At 65.9% G+C, this 15,500-nt stretch carries 28 protein-coding genes; 27 read left to right on the top strand and 1 reads right to left on the bottom strand.

Annotated elements, in window-relative coordinates:
- Positions 1 to 21 precede the first annotated feature (21 nt).
- The 10 genes from ACFWYM_RS12880 (at position 22) to ACFWYM_RS12835 (ending at position 3,110) form a co-directional block, all read left to right on the top strand.
- A complete protein-coding gene (locus ACFWYM_RS12880) occupies positions 22 to 243 on the top strand; it encodes a hypothetical protein (RefSeq protein WP_384834474.1) in 222 nt (73 codons plus the stop codon).
- 97 nt (positions 244 to 340) lie between these two features.
- Positions 341 to 541, top strand: coding sequence for a hypothetical protein (locus ACFWYM_RS12875; protein WP_384834471.1), 201 nt, complete (start codon positions 341 to 343; stop codon positions 539 to 541).
- Positions 534 to 728 carry a hypothetical protein gene (locus tag ACFWYM_RS12870; protein ID WP_384834468.1) on the top strand — a complete coding sequence of 65 codons (195 nt, stop codon included), beginning with the start codon at positions 534 to 536 and terminating at the stop codon, positions 726 to 728. Before ACFWYM_RS12875 ends, ACFWYM_RS12870 begins: the two co-directional genes overlap by 8 nt.
- The gene (locus ACFWYM_RS12865; protein ID WP_384834465.1) at positions 725 to 904 is read left to right on the top strand and encodes a hypothetical protein; all 180 of its coding nucleotides are present in this window, start codon (positions 725 to 727) and stop codon (positions 902 to 904) included. Before ACFWYM_RS12870 ends, ACFWYM_RS12865 begins: the two co-directional genes overlap by 4 nt.
- Before the next feature lie 324 nt (positions 905 to 1,228).
- Positions 1,229 to 1,639 carry an SsgA family sporulation/cell division regulator gene (locus ACFWYM_RS12860; protein WP_384834462.1) on the top strand — a complete coding sequence of 137 codons (411 nt, stop codon included), beginning with the start codon at positions 1,229 to 1,231 and terminating at the stop codon, positions 1,637 to 1,639.
- A complete protein-coding gene (locus tag ACFWYM_RS12855; protein ID WP_384834460.1) occupies positions 1,636 to 1,905 on the top strand; it encodes a hypothetical protein in 270 nt (89 codons plus the stop codon). The genes ACFWYM_RS12860 and ACFWYM_RS12855 overlap by 4 nt, the downstream gene beginning before the upstream one ends.
- Complete coding sequence (locus ACFWYM_RS12850) at positions 1,902 to 2,132, top strand: hypothetical protein (RefSeq protein WP_384834457.1); 231 nt, start codon at positions 1,902 to 1,904, stop codon at positions 2,130 to 2,132. Before ACFWYM_RS12855 ends, ACFWYM_RS12850 begins: the two co-directional genes overlap by 4 nt.
- Positions 2,129 to 2,344: a hypothetical protein gene (locus tag ACFWYM_RS12845; RefSeq protein WP_384834455.1), complete on the top strand. Its 216-nt coding sequence runs from the start codon at positions 2,129 to 2,131 to the stop codon at positions 2,342 to 2,344. Before ACFWYM_RS12850 ends, ACFWYM_RS12845 begins: the two co-directional genes overlap by 4 nt.
- The gene (locus ACFWYM_RS12840) at positions 2,341 to 2,538 is read left to right on the top strand and encodes a hypothetical protein (RefSeq protein ID WP_384834452.1); all 198 of its coding nucleotides are present in this window, start codon (positions 2,341 to 2,343) and stop codon (positions 2,536 to 2,538) included. Before ACFWYM_RS12845 ends, ACFWYM_RS12840 begins: the two co-directional genes overlap by 4 nt.
- Entirely contained in the window at positions 2,535 to 3,110 is a 576-nt protein-coding gene (locus tag ACFWYM_RS12835) for a hypothetical protein (RefSeq protein ID WP_384834450.1), read from the top strand. Before ACFWYM_RS12840 ends, ACFWYM_RS12835 begins: the two co-directional genes overlap by 4 nt.
- On the opposite strand, the gene ACFWYM_RS12830 is transcribed toward ACFWYM_RS12835, so the two are convergent.
- The gene (locus ACFWYM_RS12830) at positions 3,092 to 3,331 is read right to left on the bottom strand and encodes a hypothetical protein (protein WP_384834447.1); all 240 of its coding nucleotides are present in this window, start codon (positions 3,329 to 3,331) and stop codon (positions 3,092 to 3,094) included. The two genes, ACFWYM_RS12835 and ACFWYM_RS12830, sit on opposite strands and share 19 nt — an antisense overlap.
- Positions 3,332 to 3,457: 126 nt before the next feature.
- Between ACFWYM_RS12830 and ACFWYM_RS12825 the strand changes: the two genes are divergently transcribed.
- From ACFWYM_RS12825 to ACFWYM_RS12745, 17 genes are all read left to right on the top strand, one after another.
- Positions 3,458 to 3,781 (top strand): hypothetical protein, encoded by a 324-nt coding sequence (locus ACFWYM_RS12825; protein WP_384834444.1) that lies wholly within the window; start codon positions 3,458 to 3,460, stop codon positions 3,779 to 3,781.
- Positions 3,781 to 4,020, top strand: a complete 240-nt coding sequence (locus tag ACFWYM_RS12820) for a hypothetical protein (protein WP_384834442.1) — start codon at positions 3,781 to 3,783, stop codon at positions 4,018 to 4,020. Before ACFWYM_RS12825 ends, ACFWYM_RS12820 begins: the two co-directional genes overlap by 1 nt.
- On the top strand, positions 4,013 to 4,249 hold the full coding sequence (locus ACFWYM_RS12815; RefSeq protein ID WP_384834439.1) for a hypothetical protein: 237 nt from the start codon (positions 4,013 to 4,015) through the stop codon (positions 4,247 to 4,249). The genes ACFWYM_RS12820 and ACFWYM_RS12815 overlap by 8 nt, the downstream gene beginning before the upstream one ends.
- Positions 4,233 to 4,934 carry a hypothetical protein gene (locus ACFWYM_RS12810; RefSeq protein WP_384834436.1) on the top strand — a complete coding sequence of 234 codons (702 nt, stop codon included), beginning with the start codon at positions 4,233 to 4,235 and terminating at the stop codon, positions 4,932 to 4,934. Before ACFWYM_RS12815 ends, ACFWYM_RS12810 begins: the two co-directional genes overlap by 17 nt.
- A 220-nt stretch (positions 4,935 to 5,154) precedes the next feature.
- Complete coding sequence (locus ACFWYM_RS12805) at positions 5,155 to 6,528, top strand: hypothetical protein (protein WP_384834433.1); 1,374 nt, start codon at positions 5,155 to 5,157, stop codon at positions 6,526 to 6,528.
- 1,081 nt (positions 6,529 to 7,609) lie between these two features.
- Positions 7,610 to 7,777, top strand: a complete 168-nt coding sequence (locus tag ACFWYM_RS12800) for a hypothetical protein (protein ID WP_384834430.1) — start codon at positions 7,610 to 7,612, stop codon at positions 7,775 to 7,777.
- A gap of 326 nt (positions 7,778 to 8,103) precedes the next feature.
- Complete coding sequence (locus ACFWYM_RS12795) at positions 8,104 to 8,499, top strand: hypothetical protein (RefSeq protein ID WP_384834427.1); 396 nt, start codon at positions 8,104 to 8,106, stop codon at positions 8,497 to 8,499.
- On the top strand, positions 8,496 to 8,624 hold the full coding sequence (locus ACFWYM_RS12790; protein ID WP_384834424.1) for a hypothetical protein: 129 nt from the start codon (positions 8,496 to 8,498) through the stop codon (positions 8,622 to 8,624). The genes ACFWYM_RS12795 and ACFWYM_RS12790 overlap by 4 nt, the downstream gene beginning before the upstream one ends.
- Positions 8,625 to 9,113: 489 nt before the next feature.
- Positions 9,114 to 10,214 (top strand): transglycosylase family protein, encoded by a 1,101-nt coding sequence (locus tag ACFWYM_RS12785; protein WP_384834422.1) that lies wholly within the window; start codon positions 9,114 to 9,116, stop codon positions 10,212 to 10,214.
- Positions 10,215 to 10,283: 69 nt separating this feature from the next.
- Complete coding sequence (locus ACFWYM_RS12780) at positions 10,284 to 10,580, top strand: hypothetical protein (RefSeq protein ID WP_384834419.1); 297 nt, start codon at positions 10,284 to 10,286, stop codon at positions 10,578 to 10,580.
- A 550-nt stretch (positions 10,581 to 11,130) separates the two neighbouring features.
- On the top strand, positions 11,131 to 11,415 hold the full coding sequence (locus ACFWYM_RS12775; protein WP_384834416.1) for a hypothetical protein: 285 nt from the start codon (positions 11,131 to 11,133) through the stop codon (positions 11,413 to 11,415).
- Positions 11,415 to 11,897: a hypothetical protein gene (locus ACFWYM_RS12770; protein ID WP_384834413.1), complete on the top strand. Its 483-nt coding sequence runs from the start codon at positions 11,415 to 11,417 to the stop codon at positions 11,895 to 11,897. Before ACFWYM_RS12775 ends, ACFWYM_RS12770 begins: the two co-directional genes overlap by 1 nt.
- 11 nt (positions 11,898 to 11,908) lie before the next feature.
- Entirely contained in the window at positions 11,909 to 12,322 is a 414-nt protein-coding gene (locus ACFWYM_RS12765; RefSeq protein ID WP_384834410.1) for a hypothetical protein, read from the top strand.
- A gap of 9 nt (positions 12,323 to 12,331) precedes the next feature.
- Positions 12,332 to 12,637, top strand: a complete 306-nt coding sequence (locus ACFWYM_RS12760) for a hypothetical protein (protein ID WP_384834407.1) — start codon at positions 12,332 to 12,334, stop codon at positions 12,635 to 12,637.
- Positions 12,637 to 13,116, top strand: coding sequence for a hypothetical protein (locus ACFWYM_RS12755; protein ID WP_384834404.1), 480 nt, complete (start codon positions 12,637 to 12,639; stop codon positions 13,114 to 13,116). The genes ACFWYM_RS12760 and ACFWYM_RS12755 overlap by 1 nt, the downstream gene beginning before the upstream one ends.
- A 3-nt stretch (positions 13,117 to 13,119) precedes the next feature.
- Positions 13,120 to 13,509 (top strand): hypothetical protein, encoded by a 390-nt coding sequence (locus tag ACFWYM_RS12750; RefSeq protein ID WP_384834401.1) that lies wholly within the window; start codon positions 13,120 to 13,122, stop codon positions 13,507 to 13,509.
- A 4-nt stretch (positions 13,510 to 13,513) separates the two neighbouring features.
- The gene (locus tag ACFWYM_RS12745) at positions 13,514 to 15,274 is read left to right on the top strand and encodes a hypothetical protein (RefSeq protein ID WP_384834398.1); all 1,761 of its coding nucleotides are present in this window, start codon (positions 13,514 to 13,516) and stop codon (positions 15,272 to 15,274) included.
- Positions 15,275 to 15,500 lie beyond the last annotated feature (226 nt).

Genomic DNA, 15,500 nt, shown 5'->3' with positions numbered 1-15,500 from the left:
ATGCGGATGCGGGTGCTGCTGATGAGGAACCGCACCCATGCGACGCACTGCGACTACGGCCTTGTGTCCGCGGGCGAAAGCGTGCCCTGCACCTGCGGGGTGAGCCCCGTCCATCTGACGGCGGACCAGGTGATCAGGGTCATTGCGCTCCAGCACGCCATGCAGCGAGCGGGCGGCTACACGAAGTCCGTGCTGGCCGAGGCCAAAGACTTCGAGACCTACATCAGGGGCGGAGGCTCATGACCGGCACGGCACTGCTGGCCGTCCTCTTCGCCGACCTTGTGGTCAAGGACGTATGGGCCGCCTGGAATCGCAGGCTCTACAAGAGGGGCGACGGCGCATGACCAATCCCTTCACCCGACCCGATGCCCCCGCGGAGCCTCCCGGGGGCGTCCGTTTTTTCTACGCCGAAGATCAGATGGAGTGCACGTGCTGCGGCAGCGACATCTTCCCCGGCGAAGCGGCGGGCTACATCGACGGCGACACCGACGCCTCGTGTGCTGGCTGCTGCGACGACGCGGAGGGGAACGACTGTGTCTGAACGTGCCGTTGACCCGATCGTCTTCGGGCCGCACTACATCACCCGCTACGACGCAGCGGCTCTCGGCATCGGCCTGATGTGCCCCGGCTGCAAGCGCTACCCGCGCCGGGATGAGCACTGGGGATTCATCAACTACGAGGCGTTCTGCGGCGACTGCTGCGACGCGGAGGAGGAGCGCCGCTCATGACTGATCGTGTGATGTCCTGCCCGGTCAGCAGCTGCACCTACGAAGAGTGGGTGTTGCCCAACGACGAGGACGGATCATTCTCCGAACTCTGGAACCACGTCGTACGCCGACACACGGGCGGTGACGGCACCGAGGCGTCAACGCTCATGGCCCTGGTGGAGGCGGAGGAGCGATGATCCGTCGACCGCGGCGGCTGATGATTCCCGTCTGCCCGTTCTGCCTGCGCGTCAAGTGCATCTGCACGCGATGCACGAGGCTCTGATCATCCTGGCCTGCGGCGGCATCGGCGGGCTGGTCGCGGGGGTCACTGTGTCCCTGCTCCAGCCGCGCGGGCGCCGCCGCGGGCCGCATCACCGACGCCTGTGGCACAGGGCCCCGCGCCCTGATCCACACGAGGCAACTGACGTCCCGGTCACGGGACGTGAATCCGTTGATCCCGACGCCCCCACCGAAGAGCTTCCGGTTCCCGGTGGGGGCGCTGTCGTCTCCGAGGGGGAGACATGCTGAGCGTACCGATTGACCTTGAAGTGATCCTGCCGCACGGGCACGTGGCCTACGCCGACGGCTCCATGCTGGAGTACGACCCGGCCGACCCGCTCGCGGTGACCATGGCCATAGCCGACCCGCTGCACGGAGGCGTCAAGCCGTGGATCTTCGCGCGCGACGTCCTCGCCGACGGGCTGTGCTGTACCCGCGAACCCGGTGACGGAGACGTCCGCGTCTGGCGCTGCGGCCCCTACGAGGTGCACATCACCCTGGACAGTCCCGAGGGAACCACAGAGATGCACGCCGACCCCGGCCAGGTCGATCACTTCCTGACGCTGTCGTACCTCCTGGTGCCGCTCGGTCACGAGCTGGACGCCGTGGACGCAGAGGCAGAGCTGGATGCGCTCTTGGACGGTGCGGCATGAGCTTGCGCTTCGAAGAGCCTCCGCCGCGCACGTGGCGGCAAGGGCGAGTTGACCACAGGGCTGCCGCCGCTGCGCTGCGCAAGCGGCCCGGCGAGTGGGCCATGGTCGGCACGTACGCCAGCGCCAATGCGGCCTGCGGGGCAGCGCACCGGATCAAGACGGGCACGTACCGCGCGTACGTGCCCACCGGAACGTTCGAGGCGACGACCCGCACCGTGGACGGCGAAGCGCGCCTGTACGTGCGGTATATGGGGCAGCGGCCATGAGCGCGCGGGACGAACTGATCGAGATCGTGATGCGCGACCAGATCTCCTGCGCAGGTGATGAGGTCTGGGCAACCGATCTCGTCGACGCGCTTGAGGCCGACGTCCGGCGCGCGTGCGCGGCCACCGTCCGCACCACGAAGCTGCGCCGGATCATGAACGACGACGACAAGCGGATCAATCGCGCCTTGGAACGGGCCGCATGGCTGATCGAGGAGGGGCAGAAGTGAGCGCGCGAGATGAGCTGATCGAGATGCTGGACGACGAGCACACCGTGTCGTACTGGGGGCCGAAGCTCAGCGCCTACCGCAACGAGATCAAGAACGAGGACGCTGCCATCGTCCGCGCCGCGAAGGTCCGCGAGCCCATCGACGAGGCCGAGGAGTACCTGAACGCGGCCTTGGAGGACGTCGCGCGGGCGATCGAGAGGGGGCGGGGATGAGCGCCCCGTACCGGATTCTCGTCACCGGCTCGCGCGACTGGACGGACATGGACCGCGTGGGGCGCACCGGACACGAGTACTGCCAGACGCAGGCACAGCGCTACGACGGCACGGTCAAGATCGCGGGGCAGTGCAAGTTCTGCGGGGCGCCGTGCCGTTGCCGGTGTCACGGGGGAAGGAAGCGGCGACCATGAAGGAGATCCTCACTGGCGCCTTCTGGCGCTCCGTGTGGTGGTACTGGGGCCACCCTGGCGTCTCTGCCCCGGCGCCGGAACCCCGCGTCGCTACCCCGGAGAAGGCGGCGGCGCCGGAGCTGTGCTGTGTCTGCGAGCGGGCGCCCGCCGTGTACCGCAACTACAAGGACCAGCCGTTCTGCTGGCCCTGCGCCTGCGGTGAGCGCGAGACCGTCCACGCCGTACCGGGACCCGATGACGAGGTCACGCCGTGCTGCGGGCGAAGGATGTACCAGCTGCCGGGCCATGAGCGGATGACCATGGATGCCGACGCGGTGACATGCCGTCAGCGCGACGACTGCCCGCACTGCCATGACGCCGTCTTCGACCTGGAGGCGCACCTGACGTGGTGCACCGACGCCCCCGTCCCGGTGCCCAGGGGCACGCTGAACCGCCTGACCCAGGTGGCCCGGTGGGCGGCGTCGTGCCGTGGCCGGTACGGGCCTGAGGTGGCGCTCATCTACCCCGTGGCGGACCGCGCGCTCGCGGAGCTGGACGAAGCGGGGCTTCTCGATCAGCTCAGGGAGGACTGACCCAGCGGCGGCACCGTGTGATCACGAACCACGTCGGCCGCCGCTTCGGCGCTGTCTGCTACCGCCTGGAGCGCATCGGCGAGACGGGGGTAGAAGTCTGCGCCCCTGACCGCCTCACGGATAGAGGCAGCGTACGAGCGCAGCTCTTCGGCGGCTTCGGTATTCCCGGCATTTTCCAGCGCATCGGCAAAGGCCATTACTTGCCCATCGAGTGAAGTCATGGGGGAACTGTGCGGGCCCTCGATATGGGCTGTCAAGGTGAATCGATTTCTATATTCGATTCCGCATTCCCTCAATCGCATTCCACGTCTTCCTGATTGTGTTCCACACTTCCTTTAAGGGGTTCCATGAAGGACTACATCCACCACGGCGAGGCGCTGCCCGCCGATCTTCTGGAGCGCATCGCCGACGACGTCAGGGCGTTCGACCGGATCCGTACACCTGAGGCGCGGACCGCCAGGGCGCTGGAGAAGATCGCAGACCGCGCGCTGCGCTTCAAGGTCGACGTCGCGGAGCTGGAGCGCAAGGCAGAGCGGATCACGCTCGCCAGCGAGATGGCCGCAGCTGCCGCCATGGGCGTTCCCGCCGATGACCTGTACCAACTGCCCGCGGTGCGCTCCATGTTCATGCGCCTCGGACTGCCGCTGCCGCCGCGTACGGAGGAGGGCTGATGCGGCGCCTTACCGGAAGCGGCTGCTGGACGGGCGAGACCTGCCCCGACGTCATCGAGCTGGACGACGGCAGCTATCTCGTGATCGGAGCCTTCCCCTTCCTCACGGTCGAGGCGTGGCAGCGCGTCTACGCCCTGGGGGCCGGAGTAGGCGAGGGCGAGGTGTCCGTGATCGTGCCCGGCGACGTGCTGCGCGAGGCGGCGCGGCGGATCGCGGGCGAGCGGAGTGACAGTGAATGACCTCGGACGCCAGAAGCTGACCGACGCACTCGGCACGCTGCCGCAGCCGCTGCGCGACGTCCTCGTAACGGAGATCTACGACGCCATCGCGCACGAGCTGGCCGAGAAGATCCGCGGGGCGCAGCACGAGCATCACGACCACATCAGGTGTGTCCCGTGCTTCGTCTACGGCGAGGCTGCCGACCTGATCGACCCGCGCCTGAAGGAGGACAATGACCAAGAAACCTGATCAAGAAGGGGCTTGCCCTCTGTGCCGCAAGTCGATACCCCTGGTCGTCGGTGACCAGGGGTCTCTTATTGTGCGGACCCATCACCGGGTGACCATGACGCGGGTGTACGACGTCGCCGAGTGCAAGGGCAGCGGCAAGGCGCCCGCCGCGCTGGACGACGGCGGCGACTGGTCATGGGTGAAGCCTGAGGCGCCGATGAAGGAAACTGACGATCACCGGATTGTGCCGGACGACCGCACCCAGCCGCTGATCGACCGCGTTACCGAGTCGGTGGTCCGGGCGTGCTACGAGACGACCGGCCTGGCCCTGGATGACGTCACCGTGTCCCTGCACCGTGTCTGGCACCAGTGGGACTCGCTCGCCATGAGGGTGCGCATCGCCTCCCAAGCCCTGACCGCTGAAGCGACCGTTGATCCCACGGCCCTGGACAGCTCGCACTATATGGACGCCGTCGCATGGGATGTGTCGCAGCGCGTGCGCGACACCCTGCGGCGCAGAGCCGCCCTGCGCGAGGGCGCGACGGTGTGCGGCGCGCGGGAGCTGGCCTGCCGCTGCGTGCGCGTCGACTGCGACGGCAGGCACGAATGCCGCTGCGGCCAGTCCTGGTCAGGGACACCCGGACGCGAGGACTTCGTCCAGCACAGCCCCCCGGAGCTACCGGCGTACTGGTGGCGGGAGCGATGAGCGCCTGCCCGCGGTGCGGCGGCGCACCGGACGCCGTCATGTCACGTCGGGGGCCGCGCCTGGCCGAACACCCCATGCAGCTCTGGTCGCACAGCGCGGTGCGGATCCGCTGCCCCGGGTCGGGGACTGCGCTTCGGGGCGAGGCGGCGCGGGCCCTCGCGGCGGACGTCCAGGCGGTTATGCGTAGTGCCGATGGCAACTGAACGAAAGGCGTATGGCCGTGACGGAGACAGCAGACCAGAACGGCCACGCGTCATCATTCCCCCCGATCCTCTACACGCTCGCCGACTACGCGGCGACGCTCAATATTGATGACCAAGTCCGTCTCATAGAACCGCAGATACCGAAGCCTCTCCTTCCGGATTTCCTCGGTATCACACAACGGCGAAGGGAGGAAATCAGAGCCGACGTCGAAGCGCGCAGGAGAAGGGGCGCGGAGGCGGAAGCCGACCGGCTCAGAGAACGCCGCGAAGGGGCCGAGATCGACGCTGCGCGACAGCGCGCCCTCATGCCCCGCACATGGGTCCCGGCGGACATCAAAGCGGCGTGGGACGCTGCGGACGACGAGACGCGTACGGAAGTCGGCTATCTGTCCGGGGACTTGCCGCTCGCGCTCTTCTACCGGGGCAAGCTGAACGGCGTCCATGCGGAGTCCGAGGCGGGCAAGTCGTGGCTGTCCTGCCTGATATCCGTCCAGGAGATCGCGGCTCACCATCACGTCGCCTACATCGACTTCGAGGACGACGCGATATCGATCATCCGGCGCCTCAAGCTGCTCGGAGCGCGCCGCGAGGACGTCGCCGCCTACTTCCACTACCTGAGCCCCACCGGGCCGCTCACCGAGGCTGACGCGGAGTCAGTAGCCGCCCTGATCGCCGTGGGCGGCTCGCTCGCGGTGTTCGACGGCATGACGGAGGCCATGGCCCTTGAGGGCCTGGACGGCCGCCTTGAAAACGATGTTGCCGCCTGGCACGCCAAAGTGACCAAGCCCTTCGCCGCGGCCAACTGGGCTGTCGTCGTCCTCGATCACGTGCCGCACGCAGAGAAGCGGGCCATCGGCTCGCAGCACAAGCGCAGCGCCCTGACAGGCGTCTCATATCTCCTCGAACTGATCACCCCCATCGGCAAGAACATGAAGGGCAAGAGCCGCCTGAGAGTCGAGAAGGACCGCGGGGCATGGGTGCGCGCCCATGCGGTACCGGGGCCGCGTCCGCAGTGGTTCGCAGACATGGTCATCGACTTCGAGGGCAAGGCGGCGCCGACGGCGAACGTGTGGCCCGCCTGGCCCGCCGACGACGCGGAAGTCAAGGGGTACGACGATCCGGACCCGAAGCTGTGCCGCGCGGTCCTCGCGTACGTCGCCGAACATCCCGAGTCGTCGACCAAGACCGACATCAGGGACGCGGTCCGCGGGAACAACTCCAAGATCGGCCGGTGCGTAGATTGGCTGGTTTTGCACCAGTTCCTCACTGCGGAACGATCAAGAAATAGCGTCATGCACATGATGGGACCAGAGTCATTCGATCAAGAAAATGAAGAAAGATCGTCCCCGGCGCTAACTTTTGCAAGCACCCTATTTGACCAGCAAGTTTAAGAGTTTCTATGCGACGCCGTCCCTTCGTTCCGTGATCGTTCCCTTTCGTTCCGGAACTTAGTCCTTCTCGTCCTCCCCGTTCCCGCCCTTAAAGGGGCGGGACGGGGGACGAAGGAAAGAGAACGGGAGGAACAAGAGATAGATCATTTACTGGACACACAGGTAAAGATCGCCACCTGCAACCGATGCAAGAGCTACGTCTTCGCGTGCCAGGTCTCCGGACTCGCGACAGCCGTAGATCCCCAACCGCTGGACGCAGAGCACTACCGGGCCGCCCTGACCGCTGGACGCCGGACCTACGACGTGATCACGCAGGCTGGACGGCCCTGGAAGCTGCGGCTGCGCACCGCGAGCGTGCCGACGACCGGGTACGAGATCGTCGCGTCCCACGCGTGCGGCGCTCATGGCCAGGACTCAACCCGGCTGGACGTTACGGAGGTTGCCCCGGACCCTCCCCGAGCCCGTGTGAGCGCTACTGGGCACCAGGACCTGCCCTGTGCCTCCGCGACGCCTCAGGCGGGCGCACAGGGGATCCGGCACCCCGTTCCTGCGAGCGCTGCGACCCCACGCCGTATTGATCACCGCCCGCACCGCTGCCGCTCCTGCCGACGCCTGATCGAGGACGGTCAGCCGTACTGGGCCATCGATCACGAACGGCTGCACTGGGCTGTCCACGACGAGTGCCCCTAGTTACCGATGAGTTAACTCCCTGACGCGTTGGACCCCCGCCCTGGCTCCCTGGCGTCACCGGGAGGCTGCGAGGCGCTCTGACACGTCTGACTGACGCGATTTGAGGCATCTATGAGTCAGACCGAGGGGCAGCTTCTGCCCTGGTATGCGATCAAGCACCCCGCGTGTGGGCGGTGGTGGACCGGGCTGACCCGGTCGCACTGCCCCGCGTGCTGCCGGACGTTCAGCTGTGACAGCGCCGCCGACCGGCACCGGATAGGTCGGTACGGCGTCGACCGGCGTTGCGCCGACCCGGCAGGTGTCGGCCTGGTGGTCCGGCGCAAGTCCTTTGGTGATCTGTGGGGCTGGCCATCGAGCGAGAGCTATGACTTCGCCGGGCGGAGGGGTTCCGATGCTGCTTGATCTCTGGCGGCTGATGGAGCTGTTGCACCGCTCGCGGCATCCCGCCGATGCGAAGCTGACGATCACTCAGTGCCCGTTCCACGACCCGAAGGCGTTCGAGCGCGAGGCACGCCGGATCGCGCGGCTTGCGCGGCTGGGTATCGGCAAGCGGCCATGAATGATTCCGAGTTCATAGCCAGCCTTGTTGCCCAGCTGGCCGACGGCTGGGAAGAGCGAGCCGAATATCAGGTACCTATTACGAGGCATGTGACGCTGTGTCAGGTAGGGCGATCGTCTATGCCGCCCGGGAGGCGCAGGCATCATGAATGCGGCTGTCCGACGCATTTCGAGGCGCGGGCACACACTGCACAACTCCCGTCTCTAATTGATCAGTTGCAAGATGCGATATCGGAGCCCGTATCGGCGGCGGCGAGTGGAAGCATTGGATCAAGCGACAAGCCGCATTCCAATCCCCCTGGAAATCAAGAGGCGTTGGCTCTTCTGATGACCATTAAGGCCGACGCGCGCAAGCATTACGACGCCCTGCGGGAGGTGCTCTATCCGGAGCATGGCGAGCGGGAGGGCGTGACCGTGGTCAGCGTCCTGCGCGCATTGCCCGACTGGTGCGCCATGGCGAGCGCTGATGGACACGACGACCTTGTTTACGAAGTGAAAGAGGATCTGCGCAAGCGCGTGCGGTCGGCGCGGATCATCCTGGGATACGACGCGCCGCAAAGGATGTTGAAGGACTCGGTCTGCGGCGACTGCGGCGGCGCGCTGATCGTTGCTGACGATGCGTCATCGGATGTGCGGTGCATCGGCACACCCGAGGCGCCGTCGTGCGGTACGAAGTACTTCAGGTGGCAGTGGATCGAGCTACTCGAAGGGGAGGGCGCGTGAGCGATGAGCCGGAGCCGGTCTACTGGTGGTGCAACGGGTGCGGCGAAGAGGTCCAGGACGAAGCGGACGACTGCTGTGACAGCGGCGAGATCGTTCCCTCGTATGACGACGGCACCGCGCCATGAGGCTGGTCGACACCGAGGCCGTATGCCTCTACTGGGGCTGCTCGCGCCGCGCTCTCTTCAAGTGGGCCAGCGAGGGGCGCTTGATCCGATACGGCACGGCCGGGCGTCGCCTCTGGGACCTGGACGCTATGGCGCCTGCGATTCCCGGTAAGCCACGGCCACGGCCCCCGAAACGCCAGATCAAAGGCGGTGATTGACCATGTAACGATGAATGGTGCACTATCAAGGCGTGTCAGGCGTGCCCAAGAGCGCCTGACAGACAATCAAGGCCCGCCAGGAGCGGGCCTTTTTGCTGCGCGCCGCCCGAGGGGGGCGGCAGCGCTCATGACCTTGTCGCGGCACTGACCGCGATCACTGCGGCCCATCGAGGGGCCGCTTCCTCATGCCCGCATCAGGCGGGCGGTCTGAGCAGGGGCGGACCCGATCCCATCGGAGATCTCTCACATGGGGCACGACCGCAACAAGCACAGGAAGATCAGGAGCACCGCAGTGAAGCGGGCTCTCGCTACGACGGGCGTCACCGCCCTCGTGGGTACGACCGTCACCGTGGCCGGAGCAGGCACGGCAGATGCCGCCCCGGTCAGCGTCTGGGACGCCGTTGCCCGGTGCGAATCCGGCAACCGCTGGAACATCAACACGGGCAACGGGTATTACGGCGGGCTCCAGTTCACCGCGAGCACCTGGCGCGCATACGGCGGAGGCCGGTACGCCTCGCTCGCGCACCTGGCCACCAAGGCACAGCAGATCGCCATAGCTGAGAAGGTGCTCGCCTCCCAGGGCCCCGGAGCGTGGCCCGTATGCGGCCCCCGCGCCGGACTCAGCCGAGGCGGCGTGAAGCCCTTCAAGGCGGCGCCGAAGGCCGCGAAGGCCACGCCCAAGGCGAGGCCACGGGCGGTCGTCAGCGGCACCGCGGCGCGAGCCGTGGCGTACGCCCTGGCGCAGCTCGGCAAGCCCTACGTGTACGGCGCCACCGGCCCCCACTCGTACGACTGCTCGGGGCTCACGCTCGCGGCATGGCGTGCGGCGGGTGTCCGCATACCGCGCACGTCACAGGCGCAATTGGCCAGTCTCAGGCACGTGTCACCGTCGGCCGTGCGGCCCGGGGACATCGTGGTCTACCGGGGCGGTGGACACGTCGCCCTGTACGTCGGGGGCGGCAGGGTCATCGAGGCGTCGCGGCCGGGTGCTCCCGTCCGCCTCGCACGCTGGCGTACGGGCTGGTATGCCTCGCACTTCACGGCTGTGGTCCGCCCCGCAGGCTCGACATCGGGGGGCGCCGTACACAAGGCCACCCCCTCTCTGCCGAAGGGCAAGGGGAGCGCCACGAACCGGGGCGTACCTCACCGGCCCCGGGTGGCTGCGAAGAGCAAGGGGCCCTCGCATCACAAGGCGGGGCCTCGCACAGGGCGGGCGCCTACAACGTGGGGCGGGAAGGCGTACAAGGTCAGGCGGGGTGATTGCCTGTCCCGGGTGGCTGCCGCTCATAACGTGCGTGGTGGCTGGCACGCCCTGTATGCCGCTAACCGCACGGTCGTTGGGAGCAATCCCCACCTGATCTACCCCGGTCAGGTGCTGCGTTTGCCCGGCTAGATCTACTTCGCTTGTGCTACCTGATCCATCCTCACCGGCACGGTGTGCCCCCATCCATGGAGGTGCACCGTGCCGGTGACCAAGTGCGCTGGTCGCAGTGGCGCGCGGTGGCGCCGTGCCGTCGAGCAGCTGCGGCGCGAGGCGCCACCGATCTGTCACCTGTGCGGCAAGAGCATCGACATGATGCTGCACTACCTCGACCCGATGGCATGGCAGGCAGACCATGTGCCGTCACGTGGCGTACTGCTGGCCCGTGGTGATGATCCCGATGACGTTCAGTGGCTCAGACCCTCGCACCGCGTGTGCAATCAGCGTAAAGGTGATCGCGACGCCCGCCCTAAGCCGGTTGCCTCGAAGCGCTGGTGAATGCATAAACGATGTATAGGCATGCTGCATAAATGATGTATGGCTATGCATTAAAAGGCGATCAATTAGAGATCAATGACCATGGAGAAAGGGAGGGGAGCAGGCGTGATCGACCGTGGGCGGATCATTCTGTGGATCTCCCTTGCAATGGGGGGGAGGGGGTTCGCTGCAAAGAATCCTTTCGGTGACCCGAAACGCCCCTGTGTCCGGATTAACCCTCTATTGAATTGCCTGCAAAGCCCCAGCTCAGAGGCGTGATCGACCGCAATTGACCTGCCGCTGCGCTAGCGCGGCCATGATCCTCGAAGAAGCCGCAGGTCAGAGCTTTGTCTATTGCGGTCAACTCCCGTAATCCGTCCGTCCTGGTTTCGGGTAGCGAATTCGCATTCCCTTGATCGAGCCTTGATGGTGGCTGATCGTCGCATGAGTCTGCCTGCGTCGGAGAGCGATGCATAATCCCTGTCGATCAAGTGCATAAACCGCTGCATAGATCCCCTGGCGTTTATGCATGGCCATTCGTCGATATTGCATAGACTCAGAGGGGGTATCCATGCCGGACGTCGTGATCCCCACCTACCTCAAAGATCCGGACGCCGTCCTTGACTGGATCTGGGACTGGTCCGACTGGCTCGCCCCCGGCGAAACGATTGTGACGAGCGTGTTTACGGTGGGCGCCGGTCTCGATCTCGACAGCTCCAGCCACAACACGACGTCGGCGACGGCATGGCTGTCCGGCGGCGCGCCCGGCTCGCCGTACACGGTGGCGAACCGGATTACGACGAGTGCCAGCCGGACCGACGAGCGATCGATCGTGATCAGGGTCAAGAACCGGTGATGGCGCTTTACGTCGTGATCGGCCCGCCCGCCGCAGGCAAGAGCACGTGGGTCAACGAACGCGCGCGGTCCGGGGACATCGTCATCGACTATGACCGCATCGCCAACGCCCTGACCGCGCCGGGAGCCGCTCCGCACGGGCACAAGCGCCCGCTGGCCACCGTGGCGTTCAGGGCCCGCGAGGGCGCCATCACGGAGGCGCTGCGGCACGTGAAAACGCACAGCGTCTACATCATCCATTCGGTGCCGAAGCCGCAGGCCATGGAGCGCTACGCCCGGCACGGCGCCGAGGTGATCACCGTCGATCCCGGCCGCGCGGTAGTCGAAGAGCGCTGCCGTGCCGAGCGTCCCGAGACCTACATGGACGGCGTGCGCCGCTGGTACCGCGAGGCTCCGCGCCTGCGTCCGCGATCGGCGAGCGTGGCGCCTGTACGAGATCAGCAGAGCGGGCCGCGGACGGCCGCAGGCTCCCGCGCGTGGTGAAGGGAGTCTGAATGGCGGTCCAGTTGGCCACGGCCGTGCAGAACACGATGTGTAATGCCGCTGTCGACTATCTCGACAGCGGCGGCAGCAACGGCACGATCAAGATCTACAGCGGCACTCAGCCCGCGAACGCGAACTCCAGCATCACGGGCACGCTGCTCGCGACCTTCACGCTGGATCTTCCCGCCTTCAGCTCCGCCACGGCGGGCGTTGCGACACTCAGCGCTGTGCCGATCTCCACGACCGGCGCCGCCGCGGGGACCGCGACGCATTTCCGCGCGGCGACGAGTGCGGGCGGCACCGCCTTTGACGGCTCGGTGACCGTGACCGGTGGTGGCGGCCAACTGGAACTCAACACAGTCACGGTGTCGGTCGGGGTGAGTCTCCAGATCACCGCCGGAACGTTCACGCAACCTGCGGCGTAAGGGGGAGTGATGGCACTTCACCTTGCTAATGAACGGCGTTGGTCGTGCCCGAACTGCGAAACGACGGATCTTACGCGCGGTCATGTGACGAACCGATTCCACAACTGCCCTGGCCTGAAAGGGCTGACGGCCCCTCTGGTGCTGGACGGTACGGAATGCAAGGTCGAAGCGGTCGAGCGCGACGACTACATAGGCACGGAGGACGTGCGGCTTGACGGTGACGGGCGCCCGGTCATGTCCGTGGTGACGACCCGCAACGAGGGTCAGGACTGCGTGGTATTTGCTGCAACGGCACATGCGAAGGGTGAGAACTGATGGCTTGGTCAGGTAGTGCGATCTTTCGCGAATGGCCGATCACGATGTTTCAGTCAGCCGGGACCGGCTTCACGGGCCTCGACTCCGACACGGTGAAGGTGTCGCTTCACAACAACTCGATTACTCCGGATAAAGATGCGGCCGTTGGGTCCACTGGATTCAACGCTGGTCAATGGAGCACGACTAACGAAGTAACGGATGCAACGAACTGGGTAAGTGGCGGGCGCTCCCTGGCGTCGAAGACATTTACCACGCCGTCGACCGGCGTTGCTATGTTTGATGCGGCAGACCTCGCGGGCGGTGGCGCGGTAACACTTTCCAATGTTTATGGGTGCTTCGTTTATGACGACACGATCAGCGGCGGTACTGTTGCTAAACAGGGCATTTGCTTTAACTATTTCGGGGGCGCTCAATCTGTGACAGCTGGGACGTTCACGGTCGTCTGGAATAGCTCGGGTATCGCCAGATTTACGGTGTGAATCATGGCCGATAGTAGTGTCGCTATTACCGCAGGCTCCGGCACGAACATCGACACGTACCAGATAACTGGCGGCGACCATCAGCAAGTAGTGCGCGAGGCACGCGCGTCGGCCGCAGCCGCTATCAACACCTGGACGCCCTCAACGACTGCGAGCACATCGCAGATAGCCGCTGACGCGAGCCGTGTTGCCGTGCTGATCACCAACGCATCGAATGTCCGGGTGTACCTGCGCTTCGACAGCACCGCGCCCACGTCGGCCACTCACCATTGGTACCTGGACGCGGGGGACCGGTGGGAAGTGCCGGTACAGCTCTCAACGCTGGCCGTGTCCATGCTGGGAGCGTCGACCGGCACCGGCACCGTGAATTCACTTCTGGCAACGGCGGGGTGATCGTGTGCCGCTGACGCCACGTAAGGACTATCAAGTCCCCGACTTCTGGACCGTGTTCGGCCACAGCTATATGCAGTACGCATTCGGCACCTTCTACCAGACGGGTCGTGCCGATTCCCTGCTCCGGGGATCTTTCGACATTGAGCATGCCAACTGGCAGAACTTCAGCGTGAATGGTGCGCGCGCCTTTACCGAGGGCGCGTCGACCGGCGGCTTCGGCCGGTTCCTCAACCGGGTCAAGCGCCCGCAGCGCGGGGGCCCGTACGTGGCTGACGGTGGCGCCCTGTTGCTCGACTACGGGATCAATGACATCGGGCTACTCGGTAATACCACGCAGCTGCGGACCGGGTGGATTCATGCCTTGCGCACCATGATTTCCCGCTGGCGCGCAAGCGTGATCTACGAGAATGGATTCCAGGTCGGCACCCGCACGTCGTACGGCGCGGGATTCGGTTCTGTGGCGGCCGTCGGATACACCTCCGGAGATTCGGCGCACTGGTGCACATCGACCACGAATGCAAACTTCACCTTGACGCTGCCGAGCGACTACGCCGGAGAGCCGGTATGTATCGGACTGGTCGGCGCATCCGGCACGTCAGGCGGCATTGTCACGTGGTCCGGTACGGCCGGAGTGACGGGCACGACCAGCGTTTCGGACATCATGCCGACCGCGGCGGCTACTCACGCCCCGGTGACGAAGAGGATTACGAACCTGACCAGCTCGAATGCCGGTCAGACGATCATCGGCACCGTGAACACCCTGGATTCGGGCGGCGCGGTCATGCTCGATTGCTGGTGGCTTGAAGCCAAGTCTCCGCCCCCGGTGGTTGTATGCAATATCGCCAAGCTGACAGCCAGCGGCTACACCGGCAACTATGCCGGATGGTCAGGCACCGAATCGTCGCGGGACTCGGACGTGGACGCGTGGAACGCCGACCTTCGAACCCTGGTAGCCGAGTTCGATTCCATGGTGCAAATCGCCGACCTGGACGCGGCGATAGGCAAGGACGCGACATCTCTGTACACGGATGGGCTGCATCCCAACGAGCAGGGCGCCGCGAGGATCGTGGACGCGATTCGTGATGCGGTGAAGCGTGTGACACCGACATCGACGTCCGTCACCTTCAACATGAACACGTCGGCGCCCCGCGCTGGCTCGCCGCTGCGGCCCCACGTCAACGGGCTGTGGTACACGATGGACCACGCCAACGCAGAGGTCTCCACGGGCTTGACGATCACCGCTGGCGACATGTGGGCCATCCCCATCTGGGTCACTCAGGGCCGCGAGTTCTGGAACCGGCTAGCGGTACGTACGGCGGTTACTGGAACATCGGGAACCACATCAATCCGATGGGGCCTTTATGATGACGTGGGCTGGTCCGGGTACCCGTGCGAGCTGGTCAACGAGGCTACGGCTGCGGGCGCCCTGGCTATCTCCACGGCGGCCAACACCATTGTCATGAGCCCCACTTCGGGGACTGGCTCTATTACATGGGTCCTTGACCCCGGCCTGTACTGGCTGTGTGTCAAATTCACAGTCATTCGCACGGGCCAGACGATGACCCGTCTACAGGGCACCAATAACGTCATGACGCCGTTGACGTCGGGCGCGGATGTGAATACCAGCGTGGCCAACATGCCGAACGGATACAAGCTCACCGGCCAGGGCACGACTGCCTTGGCGAGCACGTTCCCCACGGGTGCCACAGCCACGGCGGGCGCCCCCTATGTCGCGGTGCAGGCTTTCATCCAGCCGACCAACTAGGGGGCACATATGTCCCTCCTGCTCCTGCTCCGTGCGCAGGCTGTGGCGACCAACGCGGCGGCTGAGTCGACGACAGTAACCGGCGCCGCGAGCGCGGCCGTTGCCGACGTCTCCCCGGCGCCGGGCGCACCGGCCGGTACAGGCGCTGCGCAGGTGCCCGCCGTGGACGTCCAGGCCCCGGCCGGGAGCGCTGCGGCGTCCGGCACGGCGGGTGATGCGATAGCGG

Source organism: Streptomyces sp. NPDC059009, from assembly GCF_042740175.1.
GTDB lineage: Bacteria > Actinomycetota > Actinomycetes > Streptomycetales > Streptomycetaceae > Streptomyces.
Note: the sequence above shows the minus strand (reverse complement) of the source record. Positions and strands in the feature narration are given on the sequence as shown.

Bases quoted from the DNA above. Each gene is read 5' to 3' on its own strand.
- ACFWYM_RS12850 (WP_384834457.1), top strand. From the start codon at position 1,902: ATGAGCGCGCGGGACGAACTGATCGAGATCGTGATGCGCGACCAGATC.
- ACFWYM_RS12800 (WP_384834430.1), top strand. From the start codon at position 7,610: ATGCTGCTTGATCTCTGGCGGCTGATGGAGCTGTTGCACCGCTCGCGG.
- ACFWYM_RS12860 (WP_384834462.1), top strand. From the start codon at position 1,229: ATGCTGAGCGTACCGATTGACCTTGAAGTGATCCTGCCGCACGGGCAC.
- ACFWYM_RS12775 (WP_384834416.1), top strand. From the start codon at position 11,131: ATGCCGGACGTCGTGATCCCCACCTACCTCAAAGATCCGGACGCCGTC.
- ACFWYM_RS12760 (WP_384834407.1), top strand. From the start codon at position 12,332: ATGGCACTTCACCTTGCTAATGAACGGCGTTGGTCGTGCCCGAACTGC.
- ACFWYM_RS12880 (WP_384834474.1), top strand. From the start codon at position 22: ATGAGGAACCGCACCCATGCGACGCACTGCGACTACGGCCTTGTGTCC.
- ACFWYM_RS12830 (WP_384834447.1), bottom strand. From the start codon at position 3,331: ATGACTTCACTCGATGGGCAAGTAATGGCCTTTGCCGATGCGCTGGAA.
- ACFWYM_RS12840 (WP_384834452.1), top strand. From the start codon at position 2,341: ATGAGCGCCCCGTACCGGATTCTCGTCACCGGCTCGCGCGACTGGACG.
- ACFWYM_RS12865 (WP_384834465.1), top strand. From the start codon at position 725: ATGACTGATCGTGTGATGTCCTGCCCGGTCAGCAGCTGCACCTACGAA.
- ACFWYM_RS12855 (WP_384834460.1), top strand. From the start codon at position 1,636: ATGAGCTTGCGCTTCGAAGAGCCTCCGCCGCGCACGTGGCGGCAAGGG.
- ACFWYM_RS12825 (WP_384834444.1), top strand. From the start codon at position 3,458: ATGAAGGACTACATCCACCACGGCGAGGCGCTGCCCGCCGATCTTCTG.
- ACFWYM_RS12750 (WP_384834401.1), top strand. From the start codon at position 13,120: ATGGCCGATAGTAGTGTCGCTATTACCGCAGGCTCCGGCACGAACATC.
- ACFWYM_RS12755 (WP_384834404.1), top strand. From the start codon at position 12,637: ATGGCTTGGTCAGGTAGTGCGATCTTTCGCGAATGGCCGATCACGATG.
- ACFWYM_RS12810 (WP_384834436.1), top strand. From the start codon at position 4,233: ATGACCAAGAAACCTGATCAAGAAGGGGCTTGCCCTCTGTGCCGCAAG.
- ACFWYM_RS12835 (WP_384834450.1), top strand. From the start codon at position 2,535: ATGAAGGAGATCCTCACTGGCGCCTTCTGGCGCTCCGTGTGGTGGTAC.
- ACFWYM_RS12875 (WP_384834471.1), top strand. From the start codon at position 341: ATGACCAATCCCTTCACCCGACCCGATGCCCCCGCGGAGCCTCCCGGG.
- ACFWYM_RS12765 (WP_384834410.1), top strand. From the start codon at position 11,909: ATGGCGGTCCAGTTGGCCACGGCCGTGCAGAACACGATGTGTAATGCC.
- ACFWYM_RS12820 (WP_384834442.1), top strand. From the start codon at position 3,781: ATGCGGCGCCTTACCGGAAGCGGCTGCTGGACGGGCGAGACCTGCCCC.
- ACFWYM_RS12770 (WP_384834413.1), top strand. From the start codon at position 11,415: ATGGCGCTTTACGTCGTGATCGGCCCGCCCGCCGCAGGCAAGAGCACG.
- ACFWYM_RS12795 (WP_384834427.1), top strand. From the start codon at position 8,104: ATGACCATTAAGGCCGACGCGCGCAAGCATTACGACGCCCTGCGGGAG.